The sequence below is a fragment of the Streptomyces sp. GQ60 genome, from assembly GCF_059758875.1.
This window is the reverse complement of record NZ_JCAXEG010000016.1, coordinates 125,453-150,828: the sequence shown is the minus strand read 5'-3', so window position 1 is coordinate 150,828 and position 25,376 is coordinate 125,453. Positions and strand designations below refer to the sequence as shown.

Below are 25,376 nucleotides of genomic sequence, written 5' to 3'. Positions count from 1 at the left end.
GGGTCAGGTGCGCGGGGCCGCCGTGAGGCCGGCGCCCATGCGGGCCGTGAGGTGCAGCGCGGTGGTCAGCGACGCCCAGGAGGTGAGTTCGACGATCTCCCGGTCGGAGGGGTGGTGTTCGCGCACCGCCGCGATGTCCCGGTCCGTGACGCGGTACGCGGCGAACGCGGTCAGGAGCGCGAGCCGGGCGGCGGCGCGGTGCGGCGGGGTGACCGTGGCGAGGGCCTCGTCCAGCCAGACGGAGCCGATGCCGACGGGAACGCCGTCCCAGGCGGCGAGGCGCGCCGCCAGGAGGTCCCGTACGGGCTGCGGCACCCAGCGCGCGGCTTCGGTGACGGCGGCGGACGACCGGGCGAGCGCTCCTGCCACGGCCGGTGCGGGCAGGGCCCATTCCAGGCCGGCCGGCAGCGGGGCGTCGGGCAGCAGGTCCAGGGAGGCGCCGGCGACCGGGGGTCCGGCGACCGGGCGCATGGCGCGGGCCACGGTGCGCAGGATCGTGGCGCGGGCGGCGCCCGGAGTCTGCGGGGGCAGCGGCGAGTCCTCCAGGAAGATCCCGACCATGCGGTTGAGGTAGTGGAAGGTGAGCGCGACGCCCAGGATCTCGGGCGCCGCCTCCGCGGTGAACGGGGCCGGGCCGGGCTCCAGCCCGTCGGCCGCCGCCCGGATCCACCGCGCCACGGCGCCGGTGGCCGCGGCCTCCGCCTCCTGCGGCAGTGCCTCCAGGGTGGCCTGGTGGACCTCGACGCAGTACGGGCAGGAGTTGGCCCGGGACACCTCGGTGGCGACGGCCTCCTTCACGGCCCGGTCCACCCGCCCCTCGACCAGGAGCGTCTCGCGCAGCAGCAGCCAGTTCGCCGCCAGCGGCAGCGGGGCGGCCGAGTGCAGGGCCAAGGGCGGCGCCAGCACGCCGAAGTCGCGCCGGGCCTGCTCGTAGACGCGGGCGACGTCCCCCCGCGCACGGCCCGGGGGGACGGCCTTGACGTGCCGGATGTCGCGCAGCGCGCCGCGCAGCACCGCACGAACGACGGTGCGCACCGTCACTCCACGATCTCGAGCTGGGCCATCATGCCGGCCACGTTGTGCTCCTGCATGTGGCAGTGGTAGACGTACTTGCCCGGCCATCCCTTGAACGTGGCCTGAACGCGCATCGTCTCGCCGGGCCGGACCAGCACGGTGTCCTTGAACCCGGCCTCACCGGGCAGCGGCGGCTTGCCGTCGCGGTCGAGGACCCTGAACTGCACCAGGTGCAGGTGGAAGGTGTGGTCGATGCCGCCGAACTCGGAGTCCACCGTGTCCGCGTTGTAGATCTCCCAGACCTCGGTGGTGCCGTTCTTGATGACGGTGTCGACCCGGTCCGGGTCCCAGCTCAGGTCGTTGATGGCGTAGGCCATCTTCGAGGGGGCGACGGCGAGCTTCATCCGGCGGGTGCGGGCCGGGGCCGGCAGCGCGGGAAGCGCGCGCAGCCGGGCCGGCACGCGGCTGTTGTCGTGAGCCCGGCGTTCGACGTCGAACCGCATCACGGGACCCGTGGAATCGGTGAGCACCAGCTTGGTGCCGACGTCGTGGCGGGAGAAGTCGACGACGATCTCGATCCGCTCGGCCGGCGCGAGCGTCAGCTTGGTCCGGGTCACCGGCTCGGGCAGCAGACCGCCGTCGGAGGCTATCTGGACCATCTCCACGCCGCCGAGGTCCAGCTCGAAGATCTTGTGGATGGAGGAGTTCAGGAGCCGGAAGCGGTACTTGCGCGCGGCCACCGGGAAGTACGGCAGCGGACGGCCGTTGACCAGCAGGGTGGAGCGTGCCTCGGGGTGCTCCACGTCGAGGATCAGCCCGCCGGCCTCGTCGAAGTGGGCGTCGCGCATCATGATCGGCACGTCGTACTGGCCGCTGGGCAGCCGCAGCCGGTGCTCGTCCCGGCCCTCTATGAGGTAGAAGCCGTGCATGCCCCGGTAGACGTGCTCGGCTTCCATGTGGTGGGTGTGGTCGTGGTACCAGAGGGTCGAGCCGTCCTGCTGGTTGGGGTAATCGAACGTGCGCGCCTGCCCCGGACCGAAGAGGTCCATCGGGTAGCCGTCGCTCTCCGGGGGCACGTGCCCGCCGTGGAGGTGCACGTTGACGGGGGCCTCGAGCTTGTTGACGTACTTGACCCGCACCTTGCGCCCGGACCGGGCCTTGATGGTGGGTCCGACGAAGGTGCCGCCGTACGTCAGGACCGGCGTCTTCTTGCCCGGGAGGATCTCGGCCTGCGCGGGCTGGAGGGCGAGTTCGTAGACGTCGGTGCCGCCGCGGGTGCTGACGGGCCTGGCCACCTCGGGCACGGGCATCCGTACGGAGAACGGCTCGGCGGCCTGCACCGGGGAGGCCTTCGCGACCATCCCGATGCGCATGATGTGCTGCTCCGCCCCTGACCGTCCGGCCTGCGCCGACGCTTCGGCCGTCGCCCTGCCCGTCCGGCCCAGCACGGTGATCGGCCAGGCAAGCGCCGCTCCGGTCGCCGCCACACCGCCGGCTGCCAGCATGACGCCACGTCTGTTGAGCATGTGATCCCCTCATCGCTTCGCGGTGCGTCCGCTCGACACCCCGGCCCCGCCGGTCCTGGACCGGTGCGACGCCGCATCGATCCTGGCACCGAGAGCCCCCGCACTCCGTATTCGATCTTGCTGACTTGGCGGCCGCGCCCTTCGGGGCAGTGCAGCAACCGCGGAGATGCGCCCACGGCGTGCTGCCCGCAGGATCAGCGGCTGAGCCGCTCGACCGCGGTGCGGCCGTGCGAGGGGAGATACGGGTTCATGACAGAGGTACTGACGGGCCTTGCGGACGGACGTGCGGAGAACGCGCTCGCGGAGATGGGAAGGCACTACGACGAACGCACGCCCATCGGCGAGGAGTTCCGGGACGGCCAGTTGCACATGTGGTACTGGTACGACGCCGAGGACGACGCCACGCTGCCCGAGGCCGTCCACCGCGTCACCCGGAAGCTCACGGACACCCTCGGGCTGCGTCCGGGCGAGCGCGTCCTGGACGCGGGCTGCGGGCCCGGCGAGGCGGCGCTCTTCCTGGCCCGGCAGCACGGGGTCGAGGTCACCGGGGTGACGGTGAGCGACTTCGAGCTGGAGCGCGCGAGCGGCCGGGCCGAGGCCGCGGGCCTGTCGGCGCTGGTGGACTTCCGCTACGGCGACTACATGGACCTCCCCTTCCCGGACGGCTCCTTCGACGCCGTCCTCGCGCTGGAGTCCCTGCAGAACGCCCCGGACCTCGGGCAGGTGCTGCGCGAGCTGTACCGGGTGCTGCGTCCCGGTGGCCGCATCGCGTTCTCCGACTTCAGCCTCGGCGAGCCGGGAGAGCCCAAGCGCGTCGAGCAGTTCATGACGACGCTGAAGCTGCCGGTGCTCCCCACGCTGGAGGAGTGGCTGCGCCAGACCCGCGCCGCCGGCTTCGCGGTCGAGGAGTTCACCCAGTGCGGCCCCCGGGTCTTCGGCATGAAGGGGAAGTACCTGAAGGCCGCGATGGGTCAGCGGGAGCAGGTGGCGGAGAAGTTCGGCGAGGAGCAGCTCGCCGAGTTCTCCCGCGTGCACCGGGGGTTCTTCGCGCCCCGCAAGGACCAGATCGGGTACGTCATGGTCTGCGCGCGCAAGCCGCGCTGACCCCACCCCGACGCCGGGGCGAGCGCGGCGGAGAGGTCAGCACGACGCCGGCCGCCCGGGGAACCGGGCGGCCGGCGTCGTCGCGCGCACGGTCAGGAGCGGACCGGCTCGGGCACGACCGGGTCGGGGACGACCGGCTCGGACGTGACGCCCTCGGCCTCCTCCGCCGGCGCCGCGGCGGCTTCCGGCTTGGGGTGGGGCGGCATGTGCCGGAACCACTGCCAGGCGAGCCCGGCGAGTGCGACGAACAGTACGGCGGCCAGGGCGCCGACCAGGTTGAGCCCGGAGGTGAACGCCTCGCGGGCCGAGGTGAGCAGTTCGGCGGCCAGCGGCTCGGAGAGCTGCGGGGCCACTGCCACGGCGTTGGCGATGCCGTCCCGGGCGGCGGCGGCCGCTTCGGCCGGGACGCCCGCCGGAACCGTGAGCTCGCTGGTGTAGACGGCGGTGCCGATGCTGCCCAGGATCGCGATGCCGGAGGCGACTCCGAACTCGCCGCTGGTCTCCGAGAGCGCCGACGCCGAACCGGTCTTCTCCGGCGGGGCGGCGCCGAGGACCATGCCGTACCCGAGCGACACCGTCGGGCCGAGCCCGGCGTTGATCAGGATCGCTCCGATCACGACCATGAGGGTGCTGTCGGTGCTGGGGGCCAGGGCGAGCACGACGTAGCCCGCGGCCGCCGCGAGCAGGCCGACCGCCATGAGGGCCGCGGGCCGGACCTTCTGGGCCAGACCGGTGCTCACCGAGATGGCGAGGAGCACGCCGAGGGCGCTGGGCGCGAGGCAGAGGCCCGTCTGCCACGGCGAGAGGCCCTCGACCATCTGCAGCTGGAGGTTGACCAGCAGCAGGGCGCCGCCAGTCACGGTTCCGACGAACAGGCCGAGCAGCAGGGCCCCGCGGTAGTCGCGGATCTTGAACAGGCCGAGGTCCAGCAGCGGGTTGTCCAAGCGGCTCTGGCGGCGGACGAAGAGCGTGCCGAAGACCACGCCGGCGACCAGCGCCGCGGCGGGCACCGGGTCCCAGCCGTGGGCGATCTCCTTGACGCCGTAGATGAACGGCAGAATGGTCAGCAGGGACAGCCCGACGCTGGCGAGGTCCAGGCGGCCCGCTTCACCGTTGCGGTACTCCGGCAGCAGCAGCGGTCCCGCGATCAGCAGCAGCGCCATCACGGGAACGGCCAGCAGCAGGACCGAGCCCCACCAGAACGCCGACAGCATGAGGCCGCCGATGACGGGGCCGAACACGCCGCCGCCCACGAAGGCAGTCGTCCACACCGCGATGGCGGCGCCGAGCTGCTTCGGGTCCTTGAACATGTTCGTGATCAGGGCGAGCGTCGACGGCGCGAGGGTGGCTCCGGCGATGCCCAGCAGCGCCCTCGCCGCGATCAGCATCTCCGGGCTGGTGGAGTAGGCGGCGACCACCGAGGCGATACCGAAGAGCGCCCCGCCGATCAGGAGCAGCTTGCGGCGGCCGATCCGGTCGCCGAGGGTGCCCATCGTGACGAGGAACCCGGCGAGCATGAATCCGTAGATGTCCAGGATCCACAGCTGCTGGGTACTGCCCGGCTGGAGGTCCTCGGCCAGGTGCGGCAGCGCCAGGTACAGCACGGACATGTCCACGGACAGCAGGAACGCCGGCAGGACGAGGACCATCAGGCCCAGCCATTCCCTGCGTCCCGCCTTGACGGCCGGTTCGTTCTCGGTGCTCGTTTGCATCGAGCGTCCTTCCTTGAGGGTGTTGGAGCACGCATCCGCACGGGACTGCGAGAGGGATGTGACGGTGCGTTCGCGGGACGGCGGGCCTCTCACGCCGGGCGGCGTGCGGGCCCTCCGTCACCACGCCCCCCAGTCAGCGCACCGGGCGACCGGCCGTACGGTTGAGCCACCACTGCACGATGCCCAGGTTGATGACCCAGCCGATCCAGCGGATCGTCTCGAGGTAGTAGTTGAAGTCGATCGTCGGCGGCAGCATGCCGGCGGCGAGGACGACGAGCAGACCCCAGATGTTGTTCATGACCATGGCGAAGGCGTAGAGCATGAACCGCCGGTGCTCCGCGTAGCGGCGCTGGCGGATCCTGACGTAGCCCATGACCGTGAAGGCCAGCCACAGCAGCGTCGCGACCGTGACGCCGACCTTGCCGACCGGCATCGCGAACGGCACGATCACCAGGCCGAGGACCCCCGCGACCACCGCGGTCACCACGTACAGGCGGCCGCCCCACCGGTGCACGGCGGGGTGCTGACGGCGCAGCCACGGCCACACCTGGAGTATCGAGGTCAGCAGGGCGACGGTGGCGAAGGCGATGTGCGTGATCAGCACCGGGTAGTACGCGGAGAAGCCCTCGTGCGGCATCAGCGGCGCCGTGTCCTCGTTGAGGTACGGCATCGCCGTGAAGGCGATGTAGGCCGCGGACAGCACGAACAACGGCCCGATCCACGGCCGGCGCCACCACCCGCGCGCCTGCTCGGGTGCCTTCGGCGGTGTCTGCGCGGGTATCTGCCCGGAGGCCTGCCCGGAGGCCGCCGGCGGAACCGTCGCGGCGGGCTTCGCCGGACCTGTGCTCACCGGCGCGTGGGGCGTTTGCAGGTTCTGGACCACTGTCGATCCTTCATCTCTGGCGGGCCCGCCGATTCTCGCCGGCACGATCCCGCAAGCAGTCTCAAGAGGTATTCGGGAGCCGCGCAGACGGCACCGGTGACCCTGGCCAGCGTCACACCGGCGGAACCGGACGGACAACTCCCAGATTGCCGAGCTCGTGCCGGTGGCCTCCGCGGTAGTGCGCGCGCGGTGCTGCGAGCACCGCGCGCGTCAGCGGCGGCGGCCCGTACCGGCCCCCGCCACTGACTGCCGGTCGGTCATCGAACGCCGGCGGAGGCCTTCTCCGCGGCCGGGGCGGCGGCGGTGTTCGCGGACTTCGCCCGGGCGGCCGGCGGTGCGGTCGTCCGGCCGGAGCGCGGCTGCGCACCGAAGCGGCGCATCAGCGGCTGCTCCACGAGCGTGAACATCAGCCAGGACAGCACGAGCGCCACGGCGAACAGCAGCGCGATCGCGCCGATCCCGGAGGCCGTGCTGCCGGGCTTGGCGGTGCCGAGCCAGTAGGCGCCGAAGACGAGCACCTGCATGTGGACGAGGTAGAACGCGTACGACAGGTTGCCCAGGTAGACCAGCGGGCGGCTGGAGAGCACCGTCGGGCGCTTGCGGTTGAGGTCGGAGACGGCGCCGGAGGCGATCAGCAGGGCCAGCGGGACCGCCATCACGGCGACCATCCGGAAGTTGGAGGGGAACAGCGGGCCGAGGAAGTACGCGGCGACGGTGAGGGCCGCGGCCCCGCCGAAGCTGACCGGAACGCGGCGCCCGCTCAGCACGATCCGGGCCAGCAGCATGCCGAGGACGAACTCCAGCATGCGCACCGGCGGGAAGTGGAAGAGGACCCAGAACTCGTTCGGCGTCAGTTCGAGGAAGGGCATGGCCTGCTGGGCCGGCAGCAGCTTCACGGCGAACGGCACGGCGAGCGTGATCGTCGCCAGCAGACCGGCGGCCCACGCCCACAGCCGCTCCGGACGGATCTTGCGCACCAGGCGCAGCAGCACCGGGAAGGACAGGTAGAACAGCAGCTCGGCGGAGAGCGACCAGGAGACCGAGTTGAAGCCGATCCGGTCCATCAGGTCCGGGGACCAGGCCTGCAGCAGCAGGACGTTGAGGAGCGCCACCCGCTCGTCGAAGACCTGGTCCAGCACGAGCACCGAGAGGACCGCGGTGACGGCGAACATCAGCAGGTGGTTGGGGAAGACGCGGACCAGGCGGCGCCGCAGGAAGGTGCCGGCCGCGAGCTTCGGGCGGGCCGTCCACGTCAGCACGAAGCCGCTGAGCATGAAGAAGAAGCTCATTCCGGCCCAGCCACCCATGGTGACCAGACCGAGGTAGCGCTCGCCCACTCCGGGCGAGGCGAACACCACGTAGCTCGTGGCGTGGAACAGGAAGATCATCACCGCGGTGAAGAACCGGAGGCTCGTCAGCGAGGGAAGCAGAGTCGGCTGGTTGACGGCGATGCCGTCCCCCGTGGTCGATGACGTCAAGGCACACCTTCTCGGGAGGCAGAGCGGGACGACCGGCTGGAACTCGTCGTCGGCGATGCCGAATGTGACATCCCCCCCGAGGGGTGCGCACCTCCCAACGTGCGGTGTTGGGGCAGGTCTTGCGGGCGTCCGCAGGCCCGGCCGCGGTGCCCGGGAAACGGCAGCAGGACGCGACCACCGCCCCCCTGGGCGGTGGTCGCGTCCTGCCGGTACCGCCGGTCGCCGTTACGCGTCGGCGGGCGGGATGTTGCTGTTGGAGCGGAAGAGGTTGGCGGGGTCGTAGGCGCGCTTGATCTCGCGCAGGCGCGCCCAGGTGTGCTCCGGGTACGCCTCGTGGATGCGGGCCTTGCTGTCGTCGGCCAGGAAGTTGACGTACGCGCCCCCGACGCCCTTCTGCAGCGCGGTGGTGAGCTCGTCGACCCAGCGGGTGTGGATCTCGGCCTCGCCCGGGTCCCCGTACATCGCGGCCAGGTTGACCATCACCCTGCGATCGCGGTGGGCGAAGGCCGTCTCGTCCTGCGCCACGCGCGCCGTGGCGCCGCCGAGGACGCGTATCTGGACCGCCGGGACCATGGCCGTCGACGTCGCGATCCGGTCCAGGATCAGGGCGGCGTCGTCGGCGGTGACGGTGTCCACGAAGAGGTTGCGGGCGGCGGCGACCGGGTGGAAGTCGTCCTCCGGCGGGTAGATCGCCGGGTACGGCGTCTCCGCGATGAAGTCCGCGATGGGGGTGGCCAGGGCGCGGAAGGGCGCGATGGCCTGCTCGGCCTGCTCGCCCTCGCCCGCGTAGACCATCATGGCCATGACGACCTGCGTGCCGTGGAGCTCCTCGGGCACGAACGGCAGGATGTGCGCCGGCATGATGTTGACGATGCTGGTCAGCTCGTCCGGGGCCTGCTCGGCGAGTTCGACGAAGCCGGTGATGACCTCGGGGGTGCCCGGGAGGACGAGGAGGCCGCCGAGGACGGTGGTCAGCTCGTGCAGCCGGAACTTCATCCGGGTCACGACGCCGAAGTTGCCGCCGCCGCCGCGGATCGCCCAGAACAGGTCGGGCTCGTTCTCGGCGTCGACGCGGTGCAGCTCGCCGTCGGCGGTGACCACCTCGGCCGCCAGCAGGTCGTCGATGGTCATGCCGTGCTTGCGGACCAGGTAGCCGATGCCGCCGCCGGTGGTGATGCCGCCGAGGCCGACGCTGCCGGTGTCCCCGAAGCCGGTCACGAGACCGTGCTCGGCGGCGGCGTTCGTGTACTCGCCGGCGGTCAGGCCCGACTCGGCCCAGGCGGTGCGCGCCTCGACGTCGATCTGCAGGTCGCGCAGGGACGACAGGTCGAGCACGATGCCGCCGTCGACGAGGCAGAACACGCTGTGCCCGCCGCTCTTGACCGCGAAGGGAACGTCGCCGTCGCGGACCAGCCCGATGACCTTGGCCACGTCATCGGCGTCGGCCGGCTGCACGATCGCGGTCGGCTGCTGGTCCATCCCACCCAGGTACACGGTGCGCGCCTTGTCGTAGCCGGCGTCACCGGGCACGAGCACCTGGCCCTTGAGCGTGGCGCGCAGCTGGGCCACCACGTCGGTCTTCTCCACCATGAAAGGTCTCCTCATGTCGTGCGGCAGCGGTTTCGGCAGGGCGCGGCCGGCCCCGTGGGTGTGGGTCGCCGGGGGCGGCGATGAAGGGAAGGGCGCGGCGGGGTCGATCCGGCCGCCCGGGCCGATGCGGATGAGGCGGTGATGCTCGCCCGCCGGTCGACGGGGGTTCTCACGTCGGGCGGGTTCAGGGGTGCAGGCATCGGAAGGCTCTCATCGGGTCGCATGGCTGCGATCATTCTCGTGCGACCGGGCGCCGTCCCGCATCTTCTGGAGTGCTGTCATCCGCTACCGGGAACGGCTACGCGGCCGTCCGCTCGTGCAACAGCAGCAGCAGGTAGGCGGCCATCGTCGAATCGTCCCGGATGACGCCCTCCCGGATCATCTGCTCGAACTCCGCGCGTGACACCCAGCGGTGGCGCATGTCCTGCTCCTCGTGCTCCCGCCGGGGTGCGTCCGCGCGCAGACCGGTGGCCAGGAAAACGGTGAACGCCTGTCCACTGGCGCCGTGCCAGCCGTATGGTTTGCCCAGCGCGGTCCACGACTCCGCGCTCAGGCCGGTCTCCTCGGCCAGTTCGGCGCGGCCGAGCTCCTCCGCGGTACCGGTGCGTCCCTGCGGGAAACAGCCCTGCGGGAACTCCCAGTTCCTCCCGCCGGTCGGGTACCGGTACTGGTCGACCAGGTGGAACCCGCCGCGCTCGGCGGCGATCACCACGGCGTAGTCGGTCCGGTCGACCACCGAGTAGATGCCGCGGGTGCCGTCCGGGCGCTCCACGACGTCCTCGCGCAGCGAGAGCCACCGGTTGCGGTAGACCTCGCGGGACGAGACCGTCCGGATCGTGCCGGGCACCGGCTCTGCGGGCTGGGCCATCGCCGTTCCACCGTTCCTCGTTCGCCGATCGTCGCCGCCCACGGTAGGGACACCGACTACGGGCACCCACTCCTGCCTTGCTGACTTTCCGGCGACGGCATACCAGGAGATGCCCGGTACGCGGGACGGTGCGGACCATCAGCGTGGGACCAAATCTCTTCGAATGGAGACGCAAGATGCGCTTTCTCGCCGACCACGAGGCCCCCACGGTGGCCGTCATCGGTTTCGGGTACGTGGGTTCCTGCATCGCGGCGACCCTCGCCGAGCGCGGATTCGACGTCATCGGAGTGGACACCGACCCCCGGCTGGTCGAGGAGCTGAGCAGGCGGGAGTGCCGGTTCAACGAGCGCGGCCTGGCCGGGATGCTCTTCTCCGGCCTGGACTCCGGGCGTCTGCGGGTGACCACGGACACGGCGGCGGTCGCCGATGCCGACGTCGTGCTGATCACCGTCGGCACGCCGGTGCGCGACGACGGCTCGCTGGCCGACGAGCACCTGCGCGCAGCCGCTCTGGAGTTGAGCAAGCACCTGCGTCCCGGCCAGTTGGTCGTCCTGAAGTCCACCGTGCCGCCCGGCACCACGCGCAACGTGCTCGGTCCCCTGCTGGAGGCGCACGGGCTGGTGGCGGGCGAGGACTTCGGCCTCGCCTTCACCCCCGAGCGGCTCGCGGAGGGCACCGCGCTCGCGGAGCTGCGCACCTTCCCGATCGTGACCAGCGGTCTGACGCCGGACTGCGCGGCGTCGGTCGGCGAGCTGTGGCGCCGCACCCTGGGGGTGGACATCCTGCCGATGGCCACCCTGGAGGCCGCCGAGATCGTCAAGCTGGCCGACAACTGGTGGATCGACCTCAACATCGCGATGGCCAACGAGCTGGCCAAGCTGTGCGCGCTCTACGGCGCGGACGTGCTCGACGTGATCTCGGCGGCGAACACCATCCCCAAGGGCACCGGCAACGTCAACATCCTGCTGCCCAGCGTCGGCGTCGGGGGGTCGTGCCTGACGAAGGACCCGTGGATGGTGTGGCGCACCGCCGACGAGCACGGGGTGCGCGTCCAGACCGCCGCGGCCGGCCGGCAGGTCAACGCCGGGATGCCGGAGTACGCCGCGGAGCTGATCCTCGAGGAGCTGGCCGGGCTCGGCAAGGACCCGGCGACGTCCACGGTGGCCGTGCTGGGCCTGGCGTTCAAGAACAACACCGGTGACCTGCGGGCCACTCCGACCCAGGGCGTGGTCGAGAACCTGGCCGCCCGCGGCGCCCGCGTGCGCCTCTACGACCCGCTGGTCGACCAGGAGGCCGCGGCCGCGCTGTTCGGCACGGAGCTGGAGACCTCCATCGACGACACGGTGCGCGGTGCCGACTGCGTCGCGGTTCTCGCCCTGCACGGCGACTTCCTCGACATCGACTTCGCCGCCCTCCCGGTCGCCGAGTCCTGCCTGCTGTTCGACGGCCGCGCCTATTACCCGAAGGAGAAGATCGCCGAGCTGCGCGCGGCCGGCTACGCCTACCGCGGCATCGGCCGCGGCGACACTCCGGTGGCCGCGCGGGCGCCCCGGCAGCTCGCCCCCGTCGGGTCCGAGAGCACGCGCTACCTGGAGGCCAGCTGAACGGGCGCGCTCGTGAAAACGCCGCCACCGCCTCACCCCTGGGCCCAGGGGTGAGGCGGTGGCGGCGTTCCGGGCGGCGCGGGCGCCCTCCCCGCGCGGCCCGCGGGATCAGTGCGCGGCGGCCGGCTGGAGCCGCTCGGCCGGGTCGCCCACGGGCGCCACACCGCTGTCGGGCAGGGCGAGCCACGACGGGTTCCGCCGCGCCCACTCGATCGTCCTGGACAGCCCCTCGCGCAGGTCCGTCGAGGTCTGCCACCCGAGCACTCTCTTGATCTTGCTCGTGTCCGGCACCCGCCGGCGCAGGTCCTGGTACCGGTCGCCGAGCCGGTCCCGCGTTTCGACCGGCACGATGGCCCCGCCTCCGGCCAGCTCCGCCACCAGGTCGCTCAGTTCGGCCACCGTGGTCTCGACCGAACTGCCGACGTTGAAGCACTCGCCGACGGCGGCCTCGTTCGTGCCGACGGTGATCGTCGCGCTGACCGCGTCCTCGATGTAGGTGAAGCAGCGCGTCTGGCCGCCTCCGTCGTACACCACGAGCGGCTCGCCGTTCAGGGCGCGGTGGATGCTCCGGCTGACGACGAACGCGGGCCGCTGCCGCGGGCCGTACACGTTGAAGTAGCGGACGATGGCCGTCTTGAGGCCGCGCTCGCGGGCGAACGCGAAGGCGAGGTGCTCGCCCAGCGCCTTGCTGGAGGAGTAGCACCACCGGTCCACGGAGGTGCTGCCGACCACCCGGTCGTCGTCCTCCCGCCACGGGACGGCGGGGTTCTTCCCGTAGACCTCGCTGGTGCTCGCGAGGACGACCTTCGCGCCCGCCCCGGAGGCGAGGTCCAGCACGTTGCGGGTGCCGATCAGGTTGATGTCGATGACGTCGAGAGGACGGTCGAGATAGCGGTCGACTCCGACCACGGCCGCCATGTGGTAGACGGTGTCCACACCGTGCGCCACCACTTCGGCCAGCTGCTTCGCGTCCCGGATGTCACCGGTCACGTAACGGACCGACGGATGCGGCGTCTGGCCGGGCGGCGGAGTGCCGCCGTCGAACACGGTGACCTCGTTGCCCTGCCGGACCAGCTCGTCGACGAGATGACTGCCCAGGAACCCGCATCCCCCGGTGACCACTACCCGTGCCATGACCGCTACCTCCGTGTACCAGCGAGGACCGCCACCGCGGTCGATCCCGCACGAAACCATTCCGGATCCAGCGTGCCAACCGGCGCGTGGGCGACGCATCTCCTGTGATGCTGTGGCCCCTTCGCGCGCCGTACTCCTTTCACACCGTGCGCCGTGCACCGCCGCGGCCCCCTTCACCGCCGCGCCGCACACCGCAATCCAGAGGATGCGGCGTGTCCGGGGTCCGCAGGACGATGGGCGCAGACATGCGACCCCAGGAGCGTCTCCGGTGCCTGCCCTTCTCCATCAGCTCGACGTGAGTACGCCCGCCGGCCTCGCCACGAGCCTCGCCGCGTCGGCGCGGACGACCACGTCACGCGTGAGCCCGGACATCGAAACCTGGCTCGAGGGCAAGAGAAGGCAGCCGTTCGAGAACGCCGTCATCGCGCTGGACGAGCTGGTCGAACCGGGGGGGTGGCACTTCGCGCCCGACACCGGGAACCTCGAACACCACAGCGGCCGGTTCTTCACGGTCGAAGGACTGCACGTCCGGACGAACCAGGGGCACACCGGCGAGTGGTGGCAGCCCATCCTCGTGCAGCGGGACATCGCCATCCTCGGCATCATCGCCAAGGAGTTCGACGGCGTCCTGCACTTCCTGCTCCAGGCCAAGATGGAACCCGGCAACGCCGGTCTGGTGCAGCTGTCGCCCACCGTCCAGGCGACCTCCAGCAACTACACCCGGGTGCACCGCGGGAAGCGCACGCCCTACGTCGAGTACTTCACCGAGGCGGGCCGGGGCCGGGTCCTCGTCGACGTCCTCCAGGCGGAGCAGGGCGCCTGGTTCCACCTCAAGCGCAACCGCAACATCGTCGTGCACGTCACCGACGAGGTGCCGCTGCACGAGGACTACTGCTGGCTGACCCTCGGGCAGATCCACCAGCTGCTCCAGCGGCGCAGCGTCATCAACATGGACGCCCGGACGGTCCTCGGCTGCCTGTCCGTCCCCGACCCCGCGAGCGGTGCGGACCCCGAGGGCCTGCACACGATGACGGAGGTCAGCAGCTGGTTCACCGGCCGCAAGTGCGCGTACGAGCTGGACGCCCGGCTGGTTCCGCTGAACTCCCTGAAGGGGTGGCGCCGGGACGCCGAGAGCGTCTTCCCGCAGGACGCCGGGACCTTCAGCATCGTCGGTGTCCGCACGCACGCCCGGACCCGTGAGGTGCACAGCTGGAAGCAGCCGCTGCTCGCGCCGCACGGCCTCGGCCTGGCCGGGCTCGTCGTCCGGCGCATCGGCGGAAAGCTGCACGCGCTGGTGCGCGCCGAAGTCCTGCCGGGCAACCGCGACACCCTGGAACTCGGCCCCACCGTGCGCTTCGACGTGGACCAGTACCCGGGCACCCCGGCCGACCGCCGCCCGGAATTCCTCGACTACATGCTGTCGGCGGACGAGGGCGTCCTCTACGACGTCGTGCAGTCCGAGGAGGGCGGGCGCTTCTACCACGCCGAGACCCGCTACCTCGTGGTGGACGCCGGCGAGGACTTCCCGCTCCAGGTGCCGCAGGACTTCGCCTGGGTCACGGTCGACCAGCTCCTGGCGCTGCAGCGGCACAGCCACTACCTCGCGATCGAGGTCCGGACCCTGCTCTTCTGCCTGAACGGCCTGTAGGGCGGAACAAGGCCCCCAGGGCATGCCGCCGCGGCGGCGACAACACACCCAGCACTTGAGAAACAGCTGATCACGCAGCGGATGAGAGGCATCTGATGGCCATTCACGTATGGGACTACCTCAAGGAGTACGAGGCCGAGCGCGAGGACATCCTCGACGCCGTCGACACCGTGTTCCGGTCGGGCAAGCTCGTCTTCGGCGAGAGCGTGCACCGCTTCGAGGAGGAGTTCGCCGGCTACCACGGCGCGGCGCACTGCGTGGGTGTCGACAACGGCACCAACGCGGTGAAGCTCGGCCTGCAGGCCCTGGGCGTCCGTCCCGGCGACGAGGTCATCACCGTGTCCAACACGGCGGCGCCGACCGTGCTGGCCATCGACGGCGTGGGCGCCACGCCCGTCTTCGTGGACGTGCGTCCCGACACCTACCTCATGGACACCGACCAGGTGGCCGCCGCCATCACGGAGCGGACGAAGGCCCTGGTCCCCGTGCACCTCTACGGCCAGTGCGTGGACCTCGACCCGCTCCAGGAGCTGGCCGACCGCCACGGCCTGAAGATCCTCGAGGACTGCGCCCAGGCACACGGCGCGCGCCGGAACGGCCGGATGGCCGGCACGGTCGGTGACGCGGGCGCCTTCTCCTTCTACCCGACCAAGGTGCTCGGGGCGTACGGCGACGCCGGTGCGGTGATCACCTCCGACGCGTCGGCCGACGAGGACCTGCGCCGGCTGCGCTACTACGGCATGGAGGACCGCTACTACGTGGAGCGCACGCCCGGCCACAACGCGCGGCTGGACACGGTGCACGCCGAGATCCTGCGCCGCAAGCTGCGCCGGCTGGACGACTACATAGCGGCCCGCCGCGCGATCGCCCAGCGGTACGCCGAGGGGCTCGGGGACACCGAGCTGATCCTGCCGCAGGTGGCACCGGGCAACGACCACGTCTACTACGTGTACGTCGTGCGTCACCCCCGCCGGGACGAGATCCTGAAGGCGCTGAGGGAGTTCGACTTCGAATTCAACGTCAGCTACCAGTGGCCGGTGCACACCATGAACGGGTTCGCACACCTGGGCTACTCCACCGGCGACTTCCCGGTCACGGAGTCCGCGGCCGACGAGATCTTCTCGCTGCCGATGTACCCGTCGCTTCCCGAGGACCTCCAGGACAAGGTCATCACCGTTCTGCGCGACATCCTCGCCCGGGGATGACGGCGCACCGGACCGCTCCGCGCGTTTGCGCCGGCGCCGTCCAAGCACGCAATCCAGAAGACGCGGGGCCGAAGGCCTGACGCCATACTGGGTGGCGACCGTCGGCTCGCTCACAACGGGCTCCCGACGGCATCGAATTCCGGTCGGCCGCATCGAGCCGACGCGGCGACCGTCCGCGGCCCCGCCCCGTTCCCGGGCGTGTGCGCAGGGACCCTCAGGCCGGCCGCCGCCGCTGGGGCGCCCGACGCGGCACAGCGGTCTCATCATTTAGGCGGAAGGTTTCCCATGCGCGTTCTCTTCGTCACCAACCCGTTCAGGGCGCACCTGTATGTCCAGGTGCCGCTGGCGTGGGCGCTGCGTACGGCGGGGCACGAGGTGGTCATCGCCGGACCGCCCGACATGGCCGATGCCATCGCGAGCACCGGGCTGCCCGGCATAGCGATCGGTGAACCGCTCGAGCTCGAAAAGAAGATGGCGCAGGCCCAGCCCATCGCCGAGCCGGAGGGACTGTGCGACCCGCGGGGGCAGCGCACGGGACGGTCGGTGCAGAGCGACTTCGGCTGGGGGGACCCGTACACCGAGCTGGAGGACCTCACCACGGGCGTGCGCGAGGTGTTCTTCCCGGACTCCACCTTCGACGACCTGGTTGGCTTCGCCCGCCAGTGGCGCCCCGACCTGGTGATCACGGACCCGACCGCGTTCCCCGGTGCGGTGGCGGCACGGGCCGTCGGTGCCGCGCACGCCCGGATGATGCTCAGCGTGGACCGGGTGGGTCAGCTGCGGGCCGCCTGCCGGCCCCGGCTCGACGCGGGCACCGACCCGATGCGGGAGTGGCTCGAGCCCATCCTGAACCGCTACGGATGCGAGTTCGACGAGTCGTCGGTGCTGGGGCAGTGGAGCATCTCCCCGGTGCCCTCGTGGATCTGGCAGCCGGAAGGCGTGCACTACCTCCCCATGCGCGCCGTCCCGTTCAACGGTCCCGCGTCCACGCCGCGCTGGGTGTACGAGCAGCCCGACCGCAGGCGGGTCTGCATCACGCAGGGGATCTCGCACCGGGACGCCACCATCGACGGCGTGTCCTCCTCGACCCGCGATCTCCTCGACGCGGTGGCCGACCTCGACGTCGAGGTCATCGCGACCCTCAACGCCAGGCAGCTCGAATCGGTGTCGGCGATCCCGGACAACGTCCGCACGGTCGATTTCGTCCCCTTCACCTCGCTGCTGCCCACCTGCTCGGCCATCGTCCACGAAGGCGGCGTCGGCAGTTTCGCGACCGCGCTCGAGAACGGCGTGCCGCAGGTCATCGTGCCCAACGACTTCAAGGTCGAGAAATGGTGGGCCCCGGTCGCCATCGCGACCGGGCTGGAGAGCCGCGGCGCCGGTGTCTACGCCGGAAACTCCAGCACCTTCACCGCCGACGCGCTGCGCGACAGCCTCAAGCTCGTCCTGGACGACCCGTCGTACGCCGCGAACGCCGCCCAGTTGCGTGCAGAAGTGCGAGCAATGCCGAGCCCCAACGACGTCGTGCGGGGACTGGAGAACCTGACCGCCGAATACCGCACGTCGCGTCCTCGCTGAAAACTTAGTGGAAGGCATCATGAACATCACCGAGTGCACCGAGTGCCGGATCTGCGGCAACCGCACCCTGCTGCCCGTGCTCGATCTGGGAACCCAGGCGCTGACCGGCATCTTCCCCGCCCGTGACGAGCCGGTGCCGACGGCTCCGCTGGAGCTCGTCAAGTGCTCCCCGGACGGCTGCGGACTGGTGCAGCTCCGGCACACCGCCGACCTCTCGCTCATGTACGGCAACCACTACGGGTACCGCTCGGGCATCCGGCCCTTCATGATCAACCACCTGACCGGCAAGGTGTCGCGGCTCACGGGCATGGTCGACCTCGGCGCCGGCGACCTGGTGCTCGACATCGGCAGCAACGACTCCACCCTGCTGCAGGCGTACCCGTCCGACGGTCCCACCCTGGTCGGCATCGACCCCACGGGCGAGAAGTGGCGCGAGTACTACCCCGACCACATCGCGCTGATCCCGGACTTCTTCTCGAAGGCGGCCTTCACCGAGCTGTACGGCGACCGCAAGGCCAGGATCGTCACCTCGATCGCGATGTTCTACGACCTGCCGGACCCGACGGGCTTCATGGCGGACGTGCGCGACATCCTCACGGACGACGGCGTGTGGATGCTCGAGATGAGCGACCTGGCCTCCATGATCAAGGCGCTGGCCTACGACGCCGTGTGCCAGGAGCACCTCGAGTACTACTCGCTGCGCCAGATCGAGTGGATGGCCGAGCGCGTCGGCCTCACCCTGACGACGGCCGAGATCACCGACGTCAACGGCGGCAGCCTCTGCGTGACCCTGGTCAAGAACCCGGCCCTCCACACGGTGGACACCGCGTCGATCGAGGCGGTCCGCCGGCGCGAGGCCGAACTCGAACTGGACTCCATGGCCACGTACGAGGAGTTCGCGCGCCGCGTCGCCGGCCACCGCGACGACCTGCGCGCGTTCATCGCCGCGTCGAAGGCGTCCGGCAAGCGCATCCTGGGGTACGGGGCTTCGACCAAGGGCAACGTGGTCCTCCAGTACTGCGGGATCACCGCCGAGGACCTGACGCTCATCGGTGAGGTCAGCCCGGAGAAGCACGGCAACTTCACGCCCGGAACCGGCATCCCCATCGTCTCCGAGGAGGACGCCAAGGCCCTGCGCCCCGACCAGCTGCTGGTCCTGCCGTGGGCGCACCGCAACGGGTTCGTCGAGCGGGAGCAGGAGTTCCTGGCGGAGGGCGGCGAGCTGGTCTTCCCGCTGCCGTCCATCTCCGTGGTCCGCGCGGAGGGGCTGAGCGGCCGGTGAGCGCGTGCCGGATCTGCGAGGGCGCGGTCGAGGAGTTCCTGGACCTGGGACCCCAGCCCCTGCCCGACGCGTTCTTGCGCCCCGGTGACACCGACGGGGAGTTCTTCCACCGGCTCGCCGTCGGCCGCTGCACGGGCTGCACCGTGGTCCAGCTGACCGGGGAGATACCGCGCGAGCGGGTGTTCCACCACGACTACCCCTACCGCTCGGCCGGGTCGGCGGCGATGCGGGAGCACTTCACCCGCACCGCGCTGGGCTTCGTCGAGACCGAGCTCGCCAGGGCCGAGGACCCGTTCTTCGTCGAGATCGGCTGCAACGACGGGACCCTGCTGCGGACCATCGCCGAGTCCGGTGTCCGCCACCTGGGATTCGAGCCCTCCGGAGGGGTGGCGGACGTCGCCCGGGAGAAGGGCGCGCGCGTGCGCACCGACTTCTTCGAGGAGTCGACCGCCGCCGCCCTGCGCGAGGCCGAAGGCCCGGCCGACGTCATCTACTCGTCGGACACCATCAGCCAGATCCCGTACACGGGCTCGCTCCTGCGCGGTGTGGACGCGCTCCTGGGCCCCGACGGCGTCTTCGTCTTCGACGACCCGTACCTGCGGGACATGATCGAGAAGACCTCCTTCGACCAGATCTGCAACGAGCGCTTCTACCTGTTCTCCGTCCGCTCCGTGGGGGCGATGGCCGAGCGCTTCGGGTTCGAGCTGGTGGACGCCGAGCGGCTCCCCACGTACGGCGGGGGCCTGCGCTACACGATCGCGCGTGCCGGTGCCCGGACGCCGTCCGCCTCGGTGGCCCGGCTGCTGGCCGAGGAGAACGCCCTGGGCCTGGCGGAGTCCGAGGTGCTGGAGGGCTTCGCGTCCTCGGTGCTCCGCATCCGCGACGACCTCACCGGCCTGCTGAGGTCCCTGCGGGACGGCGGCAAGACGGTCGCCGGCTACGGCGCGACGGCCAAGAGCGCGACCGTCACCAACTTCTGCGGCATCGGACCCGAGCTGGTCCCCTACGTGTGCGACACGACGCCGGGCAAGCAGCACCTGCTGAGCCCCGGGATGCACATCCCGGTCACGCCTCCGGAGACCTTCAGCACCTCCTACCCGGACTACGCGCTGCTCTTCGCCTGGAACCACGCCGAGGAGATCATGGCGAAGGAGCAGGGGTTCCGCGAGGCCGGCGGCAAGTGGATCGTGTACGTGCCCGAGGTGCGGGTGCTCTGACCAGGCGGCGGGCGCGCCCGCGCCCACGACCGCAACCCGGGAGATGCGCGGCCCGCGGCCGCCCGATGACCATGGCCGCGGCGAGCCGAACCAGGTCCGCCGCACCGGACGATGAAGGGGAGACGTACGTGCCTGATCTGGACAGCTGGGACCTACTGGTCCGGCGGGACGACCTCACGGCGACCGGGATCCGGCAGGCTCCGAAGGTCCCGTTGCGGGAGGGCGAGTTGCGCCTGGCGGCCGAGAAGTTCGCGCTGACCGCCATCACCGCCACCTATGCCCGCCTCGGCGAGTCCGAGCTGCCCTTCTTCGACGCCTTCGCCGCACCGGAGGGCCACGGCCGCGTCCCGACCTGGGGCTACGCACGGGTGGAGGAGTCGCGCCGGCCCGACATCGCCGTGGGTACCCGCTACTTCGGCTTCCTGCCGCTCTCCACCCACGTCACCCTCACCGCGGAGCCGACGGTCCGGGGATTCGCCGACACCGCTCCCGAACGGGATTACCTGCACCCCTGGTACCGCGAGTACCTCCTCGTCGGCGAGCCGGACGGGCCGGACGGCCTGGACGGGCTGGACGACCACCGCCTCCTCCTGCGCCCGCTCTACCCGGCCTCGTTCAACCTCGCCGAGTTCCTGGGCCGCGAGGCCGCCCCGCGCACCGTGCTGGTCACGAGCGCCTCCAGCAAGACCGCACTGGGTCTGGCCGCCCTGCTGGCCCCCCGGCAGGACGTCACCACCGTCGGCGTGACCGCCTCCCGCAATCTCGGCTTCGTCCGCGGGCTCGGTCACTACGACACCGTCATCACCTATGACGAGCTGGCTTCCGCCGAGGTCGACGGGCCCGTGGTGCTCGTCGACTTCACCGGCCAGGCCGAGCGCCTGTCGGCCGTGTACGACCGCTTCGGTGCCGTGCTCGACGACGCCCTCCTCGTCGGCTACACCCACCCCGGCGCCGAGATCGAGCCGCCCCCGGGGCTGACCGACCCCGAGCCCTGGATCTTCTTCACCCCCTCCGAGGAGCAGCGGCTCATCGAGAAGGAGGGCGAGGAGGCCTACCGGGCCAGGTACCAGGAGGCCGAGGACCGCTTCGTCGGGGACGCCCCGTCCTGGCTCGCGGTCGACCGGCTGGCGGGCCCCGACGCGCTCGCGGCCGCGTACCGCTCGCTGATGGCCGGCGATCTTCCGGCGCGAGCGGGCACCGTGGTCACGCCCCGCTAGGCTGCGCCGGCCCCGGAAGGCGTCGGCGGTACGCGGGAAGGGCCGGTGGGAAACGCTCCCACCGGCCCTTCCCCGCGTACGCGGCCGCCGGGGTCAGGCCGGCTTCCGGGCGGAGCAGCCCGGGGCGATGTCGCCACGGAACAGTCCGGACGGGTCGACGCGCGCACGGACCAGGTCGAGGGAGCGGACGGACCCGGGGTCGAGGTGGCCCTGGGGCTGCTCCAGGCTCGCCACGAACGTGGGCGCGGTACGGCCGGTGTCCCACGGGCCGAGCGTGCGGCGCACCAGGGCGCAGTGTTCGAGGATCTCCTGCTCGGTGGCGCCGCCGCCGGGCACGCCCGCGCCGGAGTAGGCGTAGCGGGCGTCCAGGTGCCCGAGGGCGCCGGCGTTCGGGTTCGGCTCCCCCAGGGCACCGCCCAGCTGGCGCAGTTCGGCGACGGTCAGGGCCGAGCCGGGCCGGTCGACGGTCACCCGCAGGAACGCCTCGATCCCCTCGTCTCCCAGTTCGTCCAGGAGCATGTGGTCGCCGAGGACGGGAACGGGGTCGGGCGGGTCCATGTGGGTCTCCGGCACTGCCGTCGGCCCCGCCTCCTGCCAGGTGTCCATCAGCGGCTCGGCCACCGCGCGCAGCTGGACCAGGAGTTCGTCCGCCTGCAGCCGGGCGGCGGCCAGGTCCTCCTCCCGCGGTGCCAGGAACACCCCGTCGAGGCAGAGCACGGGCCCGGCCGTCAGGACGGCCGGGATCTCGGGGAGTCGGGGCAGGTTCATCACCCGGATCGACGTCGTGGCTTCCCGCGGCGCGTCGGCGGCCCACCGGCGCCACAGCGGCAGCAGCCGGGCGGCGTGCTCGGCGGACCAGAACGAGGCGCCGGTGACCACACCGGCGGCGGGGAACAGCTCCACCTCGACGGCGGTGACGACGCCGAGACCGCCGCCGCCTCCGCGCAGCGCCCAGAAGAGCTCCGGGTCCGTGGCCGCGTCCACGCGGCGCAGCTCGCCGTCGGCGGTGACCAGTTCGACGGCCCGGACGGTGTTGGCCGAGAGGCCCGTGTGCCGCGCGTACATGCTCAGGCCGCCGTTGAGCAGATAGCCGACGACGCCGACGGTGGGCGAGGATCCGTGCGCGGCGGCGAGCCCGTGGGGGGCGGCCGCCTCGACGACGGCGCCCCACCTGGTGCCGGCGGGCACCCGTGCCACCCGGCGCTCCGCGTCGATCTCGACGCCCCCGTCCAGTTCCGTACGGATCAGGAGCGCGTCGTCCATGGGCCGGGCGGTGGCGGCGGCGTGCCCGGTCGCGAGCACCCGTACGCCCAGGCCCTGGGCGGCGGCCCGGGCGATGGCGGTGCGTACGTCCTCGACGGAGCGCGCCACCACGGCGGCCGCGGGAGCCACGGGCGCGAACAGGTTGAACACCTGGGTGGCGGCCCCGTAGGACGCGTCCTGGTTCGGTGCGGTGTCCGCGGGGCGTTCGTGGACCGTGGTCATGGGTGGTGTTCCTCCAACGCGCTGATCGGTGCGGGCGCCCGGGCGTCCGGACCCTTCACGGAGGCCCGGGCGTCCGACCAGCGTCGTACGGGGGCGTCCGCGCGGGCATCTCCTGGCGTGCGGGACCGGCACCGCGCGGCGGGCCCGGAAAACGCGCGGGCCCGGACCCGCCCGACGGTCGTCGGGCGGGTCCGGGCCTGTCGCCGGCGGGCCGTTACGCGGCGCGTTCGGCGGTGATGAAGATGGTGGAGCCGCTGCCGGACTCCTCACGCACCGTCAGACCGGCGTCGGCGAGCCACTTCTTCACCTCGTCCAGTTCGAACAGGAGCATCCCCGCGGGGCGGCTCGGGAAGAAGTGGGAGCCCTGGAAGTGGCGGTCGATCGGGTCGTCGGCCCAGCGGAAGGTCATGAGGGTGAAGGTGCCGCCGGGCTTGAGGACACGGCCGATCTCGGCGATGGCGATGTCCGCCTGCTCGGGGAAGGCCTGCAGGGCGTTCCAGCAGTTGACCGCGCCGAGGGTGGCGTCGCCGAAGGGGAGGGTGAGGGCGCTGGCTATGACGCCGGGGACCTCGGGCAGGGCGCGGCGCAGGGCGGTGAGCATCGGCAGGCCGAGGTCCTGGGCGATCAGCCGCTCGGTGCCGACGGTCCGCTCCAGGACGGCCGTCCAGCGGCCGGCCCCCGCGCAGAGGTCGAGCACCGGGCCGTCGACCGGGCTGGTGCGGGAGGCCAGGTACGCGTCCTCGTCGGCCGGGGTCAGGGCGTCGTCCCAGTTCACACCGGCGACGCGGAGGAACGCCGGACGCAGGACGGACTCGTAGTAGACGCCCATGCTCGGCATGGCGGCGAGCTTCTGCAGCAGGTCGGCGGTGTCGTCCTCGTCGGTCGCCTGGGAACCGGTCGCTCCGCCGGACAGGTCGAGCAGGCCCTGGGAGAGCGGGAAGGCGGTGGAGCATTCGGTGCAGCGGACGCCGCCGTCGAAGGCGAGGCGTCCGGCGCAGGAGGGGCAGCGCAGCGCGTCGGCGTGCCGGGCGAAGGCCGCGGCGTCGAGACCGGGAACCTCCGCGGCCTGCGACTCGGCGGAGGGCATCGGGTAGGCCGTCTCCAGCGCCTCGCCGTTGCGCACGGCGAAGTAGGCCTTCATGCCGGCGTACGCGAGCACCGTGCGGGTGTCGTTGTCCCAGTTGGTGGTGGCCTGTTCGACGGAGAGCCCGCGGATCCACTCGGCGTCGAAGCCGCGCTCGTCCTCGTTGAGCTGCCAGGCGGCCGGGGAGGGCCAGCACCGGCCGAGGTCGGGGTTGTCCAGGTCCAGGCGGCGCAGCGTCCGCTCCAGGCGGGTCAGGTCGTTCTCCCCCAGCGCCAGTTCCTCGACGGCGGCCGCGGCCAGGACGCGCTCGCGGTCCTCCGGGAAGTGCGACAGGAGGTAGATCAGCGCGAAGGTCAGGGGCGTGTCCTGGCCGCTGGAGCCCAGCAGCTCCAGGTAGCGGTCCAGGCCCGCGCGGACGCCGGTGAGCAGCGGGCCGTCCGTGACGGGGTACTCGGACTCGGCGAGCAGGCCGAGCAGGACGGCGATGTAACCCTTGCGCTGGTCGTCCACCGAGTCCAGCAGGGCCAGGAGGGCGAGCAGCGCGTCCGTCGCGGCGTCCGCCGGTCCGTCCCCGCCCCACACCGCTGCGGCCAGGCGGAGGAACTCCGCCTCCAGCCGGTCGGCCGGCGCCTTCGCGAAGACGTCCAGGAGGTCGGTGACGGCCGGGGAAGTCGTCGGGTGGGTCATGTGCGCGTCCTTTCAGAAGGGAGGGGCACCGGATGCCGGTGCGGCTCCGTGGCGCCCGTGAGCTGCCCGGAGGCCGCAAGCGAGGTCTCCGCGGTGTTCCCGGGGGCGGCCCGGCTCACGAACCGGGCGGGACGCGAACGGGACGTGCCGGCCTGTCAGCGAAGAGACGTGATCAGCTTCGTGGCGGCCGCTCGGCGGCTGCATCTCTCGGATTGCGGTGTTGCCGGACGCGCCCGTCCGGACATACGACGGGAGCGGGACGGGACCTTTCCAGGCCCGTCCCGCTCCCCGTCGTACTCGTTCCCCGTCGTACCCCGCGGCCCGCGGCGGGCGCCGCACGCGCCCGCACCGCCCCGCCCCGCGACGCGTCCGTCGTCGGGCGGGCCGTGACCCCGGGTCCCCCGTCGTTTCCCCCTGCACGGTCCCCGGCGAACGGCGCGCCCCTGACGCGGCGGCGTTCCCCCCTGGCACGGGGACGGTAAGGCTGTGGGCCTGATCAGGCCTCGGGGATCTCGAACAGCGGACGGACCTCGACGCCACCGTCGTTGACCGGAACGACCTTGGCGATCTCCAGCGCGTGGTCGATGTCCTTGGCCTCCAGGACGAAGGTGCCGCCGAGCGACTCCTTGCTGTCACCGAACGGGCCGTCGGTGACGACGCCGCCGCGCAGGGCCTTGGCCGTACCGGCCGGCTGGAGGGCGAGACCGTTGAGGATCTTGCCGCCGAGCTCCTCGACCTTGCCCGGGAAGGCCTCGTGGGCCGCGAGCAGCTCCGCGGGGGCGTTCTCCCAGCCGCCGGGGATCTCAGCCTCGTAAATGAATACCGCGTACTGAGCCATGGTGGCTCTCCTTCCATCGTCCTGTCAGGCTTCGTCGGCGCACTGCCACGCCGGCCGGGTCGGGGCCGGCGTGGAGTCCACCCCACCACTCTTCACCGCGGAGACCCGGAGCCGCATCTTCCAGATTGCTGCACCTCAGAAGTGGGCGCCGGTGGACGGGCCGACGGTCCGCCCCCTGCGGAAGGGGCGGACCACTTCGCAATCCGGGAGATGCGCCGGGCC

General features: G+C 71.7%; 19 protein-coding genes. 8 read left to right on the top strand and 11 right to left on the bottom strand.

All coding sequences use genetic code 11. The annotated features are described in order from the left end of the window. Window positions 1-3 precede the first annotated feature (3 nt). Entirely contained in the window at window positions 4-1,035 is a 1,032-nt protein-coding gene (locus AC6CKD_RS30575; RefSeq protein WP_498331806.1) for a carboxymuconolactone decarboxylase family protein, read from the bottom strand. A gap of 2 nt (window positions 1,036-1,037) precedes the next feature. Then, a complete protein-coding gene (locus tag AC6CKD_RS30570) occupies window positions 1,038-2,540 on the bottom strand; it encodes a multicopper oxidase family protein (RefSeq protein WP_498331804.1) in 1,503 nt (500 codons plus the stop codon). 249 nt (window positions 2,541-2,789) lie between these two features. On the opposite strand from AC6CKD_RS30570, the gene AC6CKD_RS30565 reads away from it, so the two are divergent. Next, window positions 2,790-3,644 (top strand): SAM-dependent methyltransferase, encoded by an 855-nt coding sequence (locus tag AC6CKD_RS30565; protein WP_498331802.1) that lies wholly within the window; start codon window positions 2,790-2,792, stop codon window positions 3,642-3,644. Between the two features lie 92 nt (window positions 3,645-3,736). Here the strand turns inward: AC6CKD_RS30565 and AC6CKD_RS30560 are convergent, their stop codons facing one another. The 5 genes from AC6CKD_RS30560 to AC6CKD_RS30540 form a co-directional block, all read right to left on the bottom strand. Next, window positions 3,737-5,356: an MFS transporter gene (locus AC6CKD_RS30560; RefSeq protein ID WP_498331800.1), complete on the bottom strand. Its 1,620-nt coding sequence runs from the start codon at window positions 5,354-5,356 to the stop codon at window positions 3,737-3,739. Between the two features lie 133 nt (window positions 5,357-5,489). Beyond that, entirely contained in the window at window positions 5,490-6,239 is a 750-nt protein-coding gene (locus AC6CKD_RS30555; RefSeq protein WP_498331798.1) for a DUF2306 domain-containing protein, read from the bottom strand. A 257-nt stretch (window positions 6,240-6,496) separates the two neighbouring features. Continuing rightward, complete coding sequence (locus AC6CKD_RS30550; protein WP_498331797.1) at window positions 6,497-7,717, bottom strand: acyltransferase family protein; 1,221 nt, start codon at window positions 7,715-7,717, stop codon at window positions 6,497-6,499. Window positions 7,718-7,942: 225 nt separating this feature from the next. Next, window positions 7,943-9,307, bottom strand: a complete 1,365-nt coding sequence (locus AC6CKD_RS30545; RefSeq protein ID WP_498331795.1) for an FAD-binding oxidoreductase — start codon at window positions 9,305-9,307, stop codon at window positions 7,943-7,945. A 298-nt stretch (window positions 9,308-9,605) separates the two neighbouring features. Next, complete coding sequence (locus tag AC6CKD_RS30540) at window positions 9,606-10,175, bottom strand: NUDIX domain-containing protein (protein ID WP_498331794.1); 570 nt, start codon at window positions 10,173-10,175, stop codon at window positions 9,606-9,608. Between the two features lie 176 nt (window positions 10,176-10,351). Between AC6CKD_RS30540 and AC6CKD_RS30535 the strand changes: the two genes are divergently transcribed. After that, the gene (locus AC6CKD_RS30535) at window positions 10,352-11,779 is read left to right on the top strand and encodes a nucleotide sugar dehydrogenase (protein WP_498331793.1); all 1,428 of its coding nucleotides are present in this window, start codon (window positions 10,352-10,354) and stop codon (window positions 11,777-11,779) included. A 108-nt stretch (window positions 11,780-11,887) separates the two neighbouring features. On the opposite strand, the gene AC6CKD_RS30530 is transcribed toward AC6CKD_RS30535, so the two are convergent. Then, a complete protein-coding gene (locus tag AC6CKD_RS30530) occupies window positions 11,888-12,913 on the bottom strand; it encodes an NAD-dependent epimerase/dehydratase family protein (RefSeq protein ID WP_498331792.1) in 1,026 nt (341 codons plus the stop codon). A gap of 268 nt (window positions 12,914-13,181) precedes the next feature. On the opposite strand from AC6CKD_RS30530, the gene AC6CKD_RS30525 reads away from it, so the two are divergent. The 6 genes from AC6CKD_RS30525 (at window position 13,182) to AC6CKD_RS30500 (ending at window position 21,060) form a co-directional block, all read left to right on the top strand. Beyond that, window positions 13,182-14,561, top strand: a complete 1,380-nt coding sequence (locus AC6CKD_RS30525) for an NDP-hexose 2,3-dehydratase family protein (protein WP_498331791.1) — start codon at window positions 13,182-13,184, stop codon at window positions 14,559-14,561. Between the two features lie 95 nt (window positions 14,562-14,656). Then, window positions 14,657-15,766, top strand: coding sequence for a DegT/DnrJ/EryC1/StrS family aminotransferase (locus tag AC6CKD_RS30520; protein WP_498331790.1), 1,110 nt, complete (start codon window positions 14,657-14,659; stop codon window positions 15,764-15,766). A gap of 285 nt (window positions 15,767-16,051) precedes the next feature. Further along, window positions 16,052-17,344: an activator-dependent family glycosyltransferase gene (locus AC6CKD_RS30515; protein WP_498331788.1), complete on the top strand. Its 1,293-nt coding sequence runs from the start codon at window positions 16,052-16,054 to the stop codon at window positions 17,342-17,344. A 19-nt stretch (window positions 17,345-17,363) separates the two neighbouring features. Next, window positions 17,364-18,626 (top strand): class I SAM-dependent methyltransferase, encoded by a 1,263-nt coding sequence (locus AC6CKD_RS30510; protein WP_498331786.1) that lies wholly within the window; start codon window positions 17,364-17,366, stop codon window positions 18,624-18,626. Next, window positions 18,623-19,843: a methyltransferase domain-containing protein gene (locus AC6CKD_RS30505; protein WP_498331784.1), complete on the top strand. Its 1,221-nt coding sequence runs from the start codon at window positions 18,623-18,625 to the stop codon at window positions 19,841-19,843. The genes AC6CKD_RS30510 and AC6CKD_RS30505 overlap by 4 nt, the downstream gene beginning before the upstream one ends. Before the next feature lie 128 nt (window positions 19,844-19,971). Then, window positions 19,972-21,060 carry a DUF2855 family protein gene (locus AC6CKD_RS30500; RefSeq protein ID WP_498331782.1) on the top strand — a complete coding sequence of 363 codons (1,089 nt, stop codon included), beginning with the start codon at window positions 19,972-19,974 and terminating at the stop codon, window positions 21,058-21,060. A gap of 93 nt (window positions 21,061-21,153) precedes the next feature. On the opposite strand, the gene AC6CKD_RS30495 is transcribed toward AC6CKD_RS30500, so the two are convergent. The 3 genes from AC6CKD_RS30495 to AC6CKD_RS30485 all read right to left on the bottom strand — a co-directional run bounded on the left by AC6CKD_RS30495 (window position 21,154) and on the right by AC6CKD_RS30485 (window position 25,154). After that, window positions 21,154-22,545 (bottom strand): FAD-binding oxidoreductase, encoded by a 1,392-nt coding sequence (locus tag AC6CKD_RS30495; protein ID WP_498331781.1) that lies wholly within the window; start codon window positions 22,543-22,545, stop codon window positions 21,154-21,156. Between the two features lie 214 nt (window positions 22,546-22,759). Beyond that, the gene (locus tag AC6CKD_RS30490) at window positions 22,760-24,316 is read right to left on the bottom strand and encodes a methyltransferase domain-containing protein (RefSeq protein WP_498331779.1); all 1,557 of its coding nucleotides are present in this window, start codon (window positions 24,314-24,316) and stop codon (window positions 22,760-22,762) included. A 496-nt stretch (window positions 24,317-24,812) separates the two neighbouring features. After that, window positions 24,813-25,154, bottom strand: a complete 342-nt coding sequence (locus AC6CKD_RS30485; protein WP_478685933.1) for a YciI family protein — start codon at window positions 25,152-25,154, stop codon at window positions 24,813-24,815. Window positions 25,155-25,376 lie beyond the last annotated feature (222 nt).